Here is a 9,046-nt window from a genome sequence, read left to right as displayed (position 1 = left end):
CCGCCGATCGCGGCGCCTGCCAGTGCGCCGAGGCCGGCGCCACCAAGCGCGCGGTCCTGCGGCGTGTTGCAGGCGCCGACCGAGAGGGCGAGGGTGCCGGCGAGGGCGGCGGCGATGAGCTTCTTCATGAGTTCCGAGACTCCCTTGTGCATCCGATCCGGCGTTTCGCCGTGGTGATGGTGCGGTCCGAGCTTAGCCTTATCCACCATGAAATGCACATGACACGGCCAAGGTTCCGCCGGGATGCGGGCAGTAGCCGAAAAGCCGAGCTTGTCTCCAGGGTGCGGCGCCCCGGTTCAAGACTCCGATCTGCTCCGGCTCGGGCCATCGACGCCGCGAAATGCCCTCGGCACGGCGCACGGCGCGGGTTAAGAGCCTGCGGAAGCGGGTTTCCGAAATCGGCGACCCCATCCGTCGCGACCATCGCCTGAGAGAGGGTGCCATGCCGAGAGCCACCACGATCGTCCGCCGGGCCGCGGTCCGCCCCGATGCGGTCGTCGACACGATCAGCCTCGACCATGCCGGGCGTCAGGCGCAGCGCGGGCACCTACACAGCGCCGGCGGCCTGCATATCGACCTGGCGCTGGCGAAGGCCGCCGCCCTCGAGGACGGAGACGCCCTGCGCCTCGACGACGGTCGCCTCGTCGCGGTGAAGGCCGCCCCGGAGGCGCTGCTCGAGGTTCGCGCCGAGAATCCAGCCCGCCTGATGCGCCTCGCCTGGCAGCTCGGCGGCAACCACGTCGCGGCCGAGATCGGCGCCGAAATCCTCCACGTCCCGGCGACGCCCGCCACGGCGGAGCTCGTCCGCGGCCAGGGCTGCACGGCGACCCCAGTCGATCGCGCCTTCCGCCCCGAGCGCATGGCCCACGATCACAGCACCTGCGGCCACGACCATTCGCACGACCATCACGATCATGCGGCACACGCGCATGACGACCACGGGCATGACGATCACTGGCACGACCAGCATGCCCACGATCACGCTCCTCACGTGCACGGCCCGGATTGCGGCCACGATCACTGAAGCGGCTGCGAGACGGAATCGGCGGCCGGCCTCAAGCGGCGACGAACCGGCCTGACGGCTGCGCGGGTTCCGCCTCGCCCTCGGCGAGCACCAGGATCGCGCGGCCTTGGAGCGGGACGACGGCGCTTGATGCGTAGCCGGGGGCGTCCGGCGGGACGGCGCCTGTCGCGGCGGTGCTGTCGAAGACCGGGTGCCACGGGCCGCCGACCACCGCTGCGAGGCGGAAGTCGCAAGGGCCTTGGTCGGCGTTGATCAGGATCAGGATACGGCCGCGGTCGAGGTCGTTGCCGATCTGCATCCCGAAGGCGCGCCGGCTCTCGTCGGCCCAGGCCTCGGAGTCCATCTCCGCACCGCAGGGCGACAGCCAGTGCACGTCGCGCAGGCTCCCCCCGGGCGCGACCGGCGCGCCGTCGAAGAACGCGCGTCGGCGCAGGGCCGGCCGCTCCCTGCGTAGGCGCGTCAGGTTGGAAACGAACGTGCCGAGGTCCGGGTCGGGATCGGTCGACCAGTCCATCCAGCTCGTCGCGTTGTCCTGGCAGTAGGCGTTGTTGTTGCCCGCTTGCGTCCGCGAGCGCTCGTCGCCCATCAGCAGCATTGGCACGCCCTGGGCCAGCATCACGGTGGCGAGCAGGTTGCGCACCTGCCGGGTGCGGACGGCACGGATCGCGGGATCGTCGGTCGGCCCTTCGACGCCGTAGTTGCGCGACACGTTGTGGCCGTGCCCGTCGCGGTTATCCTCGCCGTTCCCTGCGTTGTGCTTCTCCTCGTAGGCGACCACGTCGGCCAGCGTGTAGCCGTCATGGGTCGCAGCGAAGTTGATGCTGGCGAGCGGGGAGCGGCGAGAGGGCGCGAACACCTCGCGCGATCCGGTCAGCCCCTGCGTCAGCTTGGCGAGCTGGCCGGCGTCGCCCCGCCAGAAGCCGCGGGCGGCGTCGCGGAACTGGTCGTTCCACTCGCTCCAGCCGCGCGGATAGCCGCCGAGCCGGTAGCCGTCCTCGCCGAGGTCCCAGGGCTCGGCGATCATCTTGACCTGGGCGAGCACCGGGTCCTGCGCCACCGCCTGGAAGAACGCGGCCTGCGCCGAGAACGCGGAGGGCGACCGGCCGAGGCTGGTGGCGAGGTCGAAGCGGAAGCCGGCGATGCCGTAGGCCGTCGCCCAGTGCCGGAGCGAATCCAGCACCATCTGCATCACCCGCGGGTGGGCGACGTCGAGGGTGTTGCCGCAACCGGTGCAGTCGACGTCGCGGCGGGGGTTCGCCGGATCGAGCTTGTAGTAGCTCGCGTTGTCGATGCCGCGGAACGACAGGGTCGGGCCGGTATGGTCGGCCTCCGCGGTGTGGTTGTAGACCACGTCGAGGATCGTCTCGATGCCGGCGGCGTTCAGCTCGCGGATCGCCGCCTTGAGGCCGCCGAGCCCGCCGTCGCCGAGGTAGCGCGGATCGGGCGCGAAGTAGCCGAGTGGCGAGTAGCCCCAGAAGTTCACCAGCCCCTTCTCGACGAGGAAGCGGTCGTCGGCGAAGGCCTGGATCGGCAGCAGCTCGAGGGCGGTGACGCCGAGCTTCCACAGGTGCTCGACGATGGCCGGATGCGCCAGCGCCGCGTAGGTGCCGCGCTCGGCTTCCGGCACCGCCGGATGGGTCATCGTCAGCGCCTTGACGTGCGCCTCGTAGATCACCGTCTCGGACAGCGGCCTGCGGATCGGCTGCAGCGCGAGGTTCGGAACCTCGGGCGCGGTGACGACCGATTTCGGCATGTAGACCGCGCTGTCGCGCCGGTCGATCTGGTCCTCGCGCTGCAGGCCGCGGCGGTGGCCGTAGAGGGCGTCGTGCCAGCGGATGCGTCCGCGGATCTCACGGGCATAGGGGTCAAGGACGAGCTTCGACGGGTTGAAGCGGTGACCGCGCGCGGGCTCCCATGGGCCGTGAACGCGATAGCCGTAGAGCTGCCCCGGCAGGACGCCGCGCAGGTAGCCATGCCAGACGTCGTCGCTGCGGCAGGGAAGCCGGATCGTCCGGCTCTCGTGGCGCTCGCCCGGCTCGAACAGGCAGAGATCGACCGCGGTCGCGTGCTCGGAGAACAGGGCGAAGTTGACGCCGCGTCCGTCGAAGTGGGCGCCCAACGGCGTCGGCACGCCGTCGTCGACGGCGATCATACGAAAATCCGACATGCGATGGTCCCCCCGGCCCGGAGCCGGTGTGGACGCATCCGTGTTCCCGGATCAAGTCGCCGGGGCGAATGGGCTGTGCGGCGCGCCCGATCGTGACCCAAAGCTACTCGCCTCAAGCCTACTCCGCCGCCGCGGCCGTCGTCGGCGGCTCGCGCTCGACGGTGCGGAAGTTCTCGAGTTCCGAGAGGAAGTTTCGCGCCCACCAGTCGACGTCCTCGCGGGTCATGCGCTCGACCATCGGCTTCCAGCGCTCCAGCCGCTCGCTACGCGGCATGTAGAGAGCCGTCCGGATCGCTTCGGCGACCTCGAAGCGGTCGTAGGGGTTCACCATCAGCGCCTCGGGTAATTGTCGCGCCGCGCCGGCGAACTTGGACAGGACCAGCACGCCCGGATCGTCCTCGCTTTGGGCGACGACATATTCCTTGGCGACGAGGTTCATGCCGTCGCGCATCGGCGTGACGAGACCGACGCGGGCGGCGCGGTAGAGGCCCGCGAGCACCGGCCGAGGATAGGCCTTGGTCACGTACTGGATCGGCGTCCAGGCCGGGTCTCCGAGCGCGCCGTTGATCTCGCCGACCGTCTCGTTGACGGTGCGCGAGAGCTGCTCGTACTCGGGCACCTCGCTGCGCGATTTCGGCGTGATCTGGATGTAGGTGACGTTGCCGCGCTGGTCGGGGTTGGAGGCGAAGAAGCGCTCCACCGCCTCCATCCGCTCGGGCACGCCCTTGGAATAGTCGAGCCGGTCGACGCCGATCAGCAGCTTGCGCGTGCGCAGGCCGGCCATCGTCTCGCGGACCACCTTGTTCGAGCCGGCCTTCTCCGCCGCGTCCTTGAAGCCGGCGACGTCGATACCGATCGGGAAGCTGCGGATCCGGGTGCGCCGGCCGTCGACCATCAGCGAGCCGCCGCCGAGGGGGATCGCGCGGAGCGTGTCGATCAGGTTGCGCGACAGGTTCTGCACGTCCGGGTCGGTCTGCAGGCCGATCAGGTCGTAGTCGGCGATGGCGCGGAGCAGGTCGTTGCTGGCCGGCAGCGTGTTGAACACGTCGGCGGCCGGCCACGGGATGTGGTGGAAGTAGCCGATCGGGTTCGAGAGCCCGAGGCCGCGCAACTCAGCCGCCATCGGCAGCAGGTGGTAGTCGTGCACCCAGATGATGTCGTCGGGCTGGACGAGCTTGGCCAGCGCCCGCGCGAAGATGCGGTTGACGCGGCAATACCCGGCATAATCCGAGCGCGAGAAGATACCGAGCCCGAGCCGGTAGTGCATGATCGGCCACAAGGCCCGGTTGGCGAAGCCGGCGTAGTATTCTTCGTGGTCCTGCGGCGAGAGGTCGACCACCGCGTACTGGACGCGGTCGCGGTCGATCAGCGTCGGCTCCTCTGAGGGCTCCTCGCTGATGTTGCCGCTCCACCCGAACCACAATCCCTCGTAGGCGGTGAAGGCCTCCTTCACGGCGACGGCGAGGCCGCCGGCGGCGACCGCCTTGCCGCCTTCTTCCGGAACCGCAACGCGGTTCGATACGATCACAAGGCGTGCCACTCAGGTGGGCTCCGGATCCTCAAGCGCGCCGGCGTGGAACGCGCAACGTCAACGTTTCTTGCCATCCGTGAACGCGCGAGAGTTCCCGGCGATCCGTAGGGTTAGCCAAGCGCGAATGACCGCTGCGGGTCAAGCGATCGTTTGCAGCCCTCAAGACGAAATCCGAGGCCTGTCCCGGCGCCCGTCCCCGCCGCGCGGGGCGTCGGAGACAGGCGCGAACCTTGGCCGAACACGCCTGAACGGCGCCTGACCCGTCGTTCGCGCGGCCGTCCCCGGAACCCGCGGACGCGGGCGATGTTACTCAGGCGAACATCGCCCTCCAAGACCCGTGTACGAAGGAGTCCCGCTCATGGCTGCGTCCGAGATCCCCCACCCCGATCCGGCCCACGCCGCCGCGAGCGAGCAGGCCGAATGGCGCGGCCTGAAGGGCGATGTCGAGGGGATCGCCGATGTCGCGGCCGAACGCGGCCGCGGACTGATGGATGCCGCCCGGCTCCAAGCCCAGACCTTCGTCGAGGGTCGCAAGAACGACGCGGCCCAATCGGTCCACGACCTCGCCAAGACCCTTCGAGATTCGAGCAAGGACTTCGAGGATCGCCCGAACATCAAGGCGTTCTTCGACAGCGCGGCCGACGGCTTGAGCCAGCTCGGCGGCTCGATCGAGTCGCGCAGCTTCGCCGACTTCTACGGAGAGGCCGAAGCCTTCGCCCGCCGCGCGCCGGTGGCGGTTGCGGTCGGGACCTTCGTGGCCGGCTTCATCGCCGCCCGCTTCATCAAGTCGTCGAGCCTGCCGCCGGAAGGCGACGCGCGCGACAGCTTCCGCGCTTGATCGGCACGTCCATGTCGAACGGATCGCACACCCCGCCTCCGGGCTCCTCCTCCGGCTCCCCCGCCGGCAGCATCCAGAGCCTCATCGGCGATGCCCTGCGTGAGACCAACGATCTCGCCCGCAAGGAAATCGCCCTGTTCCGCGCCGAGATGGCGAAGAACGTCCGCTCGCTCATCGTCGGCATCGTCTGCCTCATGGCCTCTGCGGTGTTCTCCGTCGTCGCCCTGCTGGTGCTGATCGGCGCTTTCGTGAAGTGGCTCGCCACCATCGTCGGCTCCGAGTGGCTGTCGGCCCTGATCGTCGGCGGCGTCCTCCTGGTGCTCGCGATCGGGATGGCGCTCTGGGGACGCAGCGCCTTGTCGTTCTCGACGCTCGCCCCCACCCGCACAGGCCGGCAGGTCCGCCAGGACGCCCGCGCCCTTTCCGAGAGAGTGTCCGGATGAGTTCGATGAATGAGATGGAGCGGGACATCGAGGCGAGCCGCGCGCGCCTCGATGAGACCATCGAACGCATTCAGGGCCGCCTCTCGGTTTCGAGCCTGGTCGACGAGATGCTCGGCAACGCCCGCCGCGCCCCCGCCGTCAGCGGTGCCTACGACGGAGCGCTCGAGGCTGTCCGCCGGAACCCCGTGCCGGTCCTGCTGATCGCGGCCGGCGTCGGCTGGTTGATGCATCGGATGTCCCAGGACGCCAACCGCCGACGGACGCACGCCTCCGCCGAGCGCGTGCCGGTCCTGAACGACGGCGCCGCCCGCGCCTACGATCCCGACCTGCCCACCCGCCAGCCGAAGCCGCCGCTGTTGGACGAGACCCGCGCCTGACGGGACGCCGCTTCGCACAGCGCGGGCCGACGCCCCGACCGACCCCTCGGATTGGCCCCTAGCGGGTTTTGCCAGCCGCGTAAGAGTTCTGAAGGATCACGCCATGAGCAACACGAGCCTGGGCGACACGAGCAAGCCGGCCGCCACCGACAACCATCTTCCCGACGACATCGCGCGGCGCGCCGCCGCGAAAGTCGAGGCCGGTTTGCATGCCGCCGGCCTGGATCCGGTCCACCTCGATCCGCATGCAAAGGCGGCCGACCATACCCTGTGGCCCGACCCCGCGGGGCTGCGCGACCCGATCGGCCGTCACGACGCCTCTCCGCACGATCACCAAGCCGGCCCTGGCCCGGATGTCGCCGGCAAGGTCGGCGACGTGGCCGACAAGGCCCGCGCTGCGGCAAGCGATGCCGCCGACCGCGCGGCGGACTTCGCCGACCGGACGCGGGATCGCGCTTCGGATCTCGCGGACGACGTGCGCGACCGCCTCGGCGGTGCTGCGGACGAGGCCCGCAATTGGGTCTCGGGCGTCCACCGCGACCACATGCGCAAGATCGACGACGTGGTGGTGCGGGGCAGCGACAAGCTCGAGCGCAGCCGCACGGCGGTGGAGCAGTTCGTCACCGAGAACCCGCTGTTGGTTGGCGTGGTGGGCGTCGCCGCTGGCCTGCTGCTCGGCGCGCTGCTGCCTCGGACCCGCCAGGAAGACCGCAACATCGGACCCTACGCCGACGAGGTCCGCGACCAGGGCCTGCGCTACGCACGCGAGTTCACCAACCGCGGCCGGGAGTTCGTTGAGACCGCCCTCGACCCGGACAACATCCAGACGGCGGCCCAGAAGGCCGGCCTCAAGGCCGAGCCCGAGCACCACGGCGACGACCGGACGGCCCACCGTCTCTGAAGCAAACCCATATGGGAACCGATCGGAGAGGCGGCGCCGCAAGCGCCGCCTTTCTTCGTTCTCGACCCTTTCGCCGAGAGCGGGTAGGGACGCGGCCATGAAGACCGCCGATTGCGACATCCTGATCGTTCCGGGCCTGGGCGGCTCGGAGGAAGGCCATTGGCAGGCGCGCTGGGCCAGCCGAATGTCCACCGCCCGCGTCGTCGAGCAGGATTCCTGGCATGCGCCGGAGCCCGACGCGTGGTGCGGCCGCGTCGTCGAGGCGGTCGCGGCGGCGACGCGCCCCGTCATCCTGATCGCGCACAGCCTCGGCGTCGTCGCCTGCGTCGAGGCGGTTCCGAAGCTGCCCCAGGGCCGCGTCGTCGGGGCGCTGTTCGTGGCGCTGCCGGACGTCGAGGAGACGCCGAACCTGCCCGATAGCGTGCGCGCCTTCGCACCGCTGCCGCGCGACCCGCTGCCGTTCCCCTCCCTGCTGGTGGCAAGCCGCACCGATCCCTATTGCCGATACGAGCGTGCCGAGGACTTCTCCTACGCCTGGGGCTCGGCCTTGGTGGATGCCGGCGAATCCGGCCACGTCAACGTCGCCAGCGGCCACGGGCCGTGGCCGGAGGGCCTGATGCGCCTCGCCGGCTTCATGAAGGACCTGTGAGCGCATCGCTCAGGCCGCAGGCGCCCGGTTAACCTCCCGTTTACCGAAGCCCGCGCTGATGGACCTCGGATCACGGGCGATCCGGCCCGCGGGAGATCGACGTGACGCGAAAAGAGCTTCTGACGCGACTGGAGGCCGTGCAGACGGCGCTGGGCGAGCGCGCCCACACCTCCTTCAACAGCTCGATCTTCGGCGACGCCGCGCTGCTCAAGCGCATCGAGGCGTTCGAGGCCCAACTCGTGGCCGTCGAGAAGCCGAAGGTCGCCGACTACACAGGCAACATGTTCACCCGCATCGCCAACCGCCGCAACGCCGAAGCGGTGCAGAAGCGGGCGCAGTCCTAACGTCTCCCGCTACTTTGGCTCCGGGTCGGCCGGGCGGAGAAGTTCGCCGGCGACGTCCGAGAGCCGGGGCGGCGCCTCGCGCACGAACGGCAGGGGCCGGCAGACCGCAAGTGCCGCGAGGCCGAAGCGGGCGGTCATCAGGCCGTTCAGCACGCCCTCGCCGAGCTTCGCCGACACCCGCGCCGCGATCCCCAAGCCGAGCACCTGCTGGATCATGCTCTCGCCGACCGCCATCCCGCCGGTGACGGTCAGGTGCGTGAGGGCCGCGCGTGCTAGACGCAAGAACCCGAGGAAGCCCGGGCGCCCGCCGTAGATCGCCGCGATCCGGCGCAGAAGCCGCACGGCGGAGAAGACCACGAACGCAACGTCCACGATCGCCCGCGGGCTCAGCGCGGTGACGCCCGAGACCTGCTTGGCGGCGGTGGCGATGGCGTTGCGCGCCTGCCGGTCGAGGGGGCTCAACAACTCGTGCTCGGCGAGGCCGATGCGGTCGTCCACGTCGAGGATCGCGTCCGCCGAGGCTTCCAGCCGCTGGCGGCCTGCCGCGAGCCCCACGCGTTCCGCATAGAACGCCGAAAGGTCGCGGACCACGCCTTGGGCCGCGCTGTGGTCGCGCGTGGCGATCGCCGTGACCGCGGCCTGGCGCAGGTGCTCGATCTTGCGCTCGCGCCAGAGCCCGCGCAGCTCACGCACCACGATCGCCAGGAGCGCGAGCCCGGCCAGCGCCAGGAGCGCCAGGGCGACGCCGCCGAGCCAGGGCGCGGCCTGGAAC

General features: G+C 70.3%; 10 protein-coding genes. 7 read left to right on the top strand and 3 right to left on the bottom strand.

Translation table 11 applies throughout. The features are described from left to right. The first annotated feature begins 442 nt into the window (after positions 1–442). The gene (locus tag FV222_RS11020; protein ID WP_147763583.1) at positions 443–1,024 is read left to right on the top strand and encodes an urease accessory protein UreE; all 582 of its coding nucleotides are present in this window, start codon (positions 443–445) and stop codon (positions 1,022–1,024) included. A gap of 31 nt (positions 1,025–1,055) precedes the next feature. Here FV222_RS11020 and glgX read toward each other — a convergent pair whose 3' ends face one another. Next, positions 1,056–3,176: a glycogen debranching protein GlgX gene (gene glgX, locus FV222_RS11015; protein ID WP_147814271.1), complete on the bottom strand. Its 2,121-nt coding sequence runs from the start codon at positions 3,174–3,176 to the stop codon at positions 1,056–1,058. A gap of 133 nt (positions 3,177–3,309) precedes the next feature. After that, on the bottom strand, positions 3,310–4,731 hold the full coding sequence (locus FV222_RS11010) for a trehalose-6-phosphate synthase (protein ID WP_147763582.1): 1,422 nt from the start codon (positions 4,729–4,731) through the stop codon (positions 3,310–3,312). Positions 4,732–5,080: 349 nt separating this feature from the next. Between FV222_RS11010 and FV222_RS11005 the strand changes: the two genes are divergently transcribed. The 6 genes from FV222_RS11005 to FV222_RS10980 all read left to right on the top strand — a co-directional run bounded on the left by FV222_RS11005 (position 5,081) and on the right by FV222_RS10980 (position 8,274). Further along, positions 5,081–5,560, top strand: coding sequence for a hypothetical protein (locus tag FV222_RS11005; RefSeq protein ID WP_147752191.1), 480 nt, complete (start codon positions 5,081–5,083; stop codon positions 5,558–5,560). Between the two features lie 11 nt (positions 5,561–5,571). Further along, complete coding sequence (locus tag FV222_RS11000) at positions 5,572–6,003, top strand: phage holin family protein (RefSeq protein WP_147763581.1); 432 nt, start codon at positions 5,572–5,574, stop codon at positions 6,001–6,003. A 5-nt stretch (positions 6,004–6,008) separates the two neighbouring features. Then, positions 6,009–6,380: a DUF3618 domain-containing protein gene (locus tag FV222_RS10995; protein ID WP_147763596.1), complete on the top strand. Its 372-nt coding sequence runs from the start codon at positions 6,009–6,011 to the stop codon at positions 6,378–6,380. A 103-nt stretch (positions 6,381–6,483) separates the two neighbouring features. Beyond that, on the top strand, positions 6,484–7,281 hold the full coding sequence (locus FV222_RS10990) for a hypothetical protein (RefSeq protein ID WP_147814269.1): 798 nt from the start codon (positions 6,484–6,486) through the stop codon (positions 7,279–7,281). A gap of 97 nt (positions 7,282–7,378) precedes the next feature. Next, on the top strand, positions 7,379–7,930 hold the full coding sequence (locus tag FV222_RS10985; protein ID WP_147763579.1) for an alpha/beta hydrolase: 552 nt from the start codon (positions 7,379–7,381) through the stop codon (positions 7,928–7,930). A 101-nt stretch (positions 7,931–8,031) separates the two neighbouring features. Further along, positions 8,032–8,274, top strand: a complete 243-nt coding sequence (locus tag FV222_RS10980; RefSeq protein ID WP_147752187.1) for a hypothetical protein — start codon at positions 8,032–8,034, stop codon at positions 8,272–8,274. Positions 8,275–8,283: 9 nt separating this feature from the next. On the opposite strand, the gene FV222_RS10975 is transcribed toward FV222_RS10980, so the two are convergent. Beyond that, positions 8,284–9,046 (bottom strand): TIGR01620 family protein (locus tag FV222_RS10975; RefSeq protein ID WP_147814267.1); only part of this gene is annotated, 763 nt, incomplete at its 5' end.

Origin of the sequence: Methylobacterium sp. WL103 (genome assembly GCF_008039885.1) — a bacterium.
Classification (GTDB): Bacteria; Pseudomonadota; Alphaproteobacteria; order Rhizobiales; family Beijerinckiaceae; genus Methylobacterium; species Methylobacterium cerastii.
Note: the sequence above shows the minus strand (reverse complement) of the source record. Positions and strands in the feature narration are given on the sequence as shown.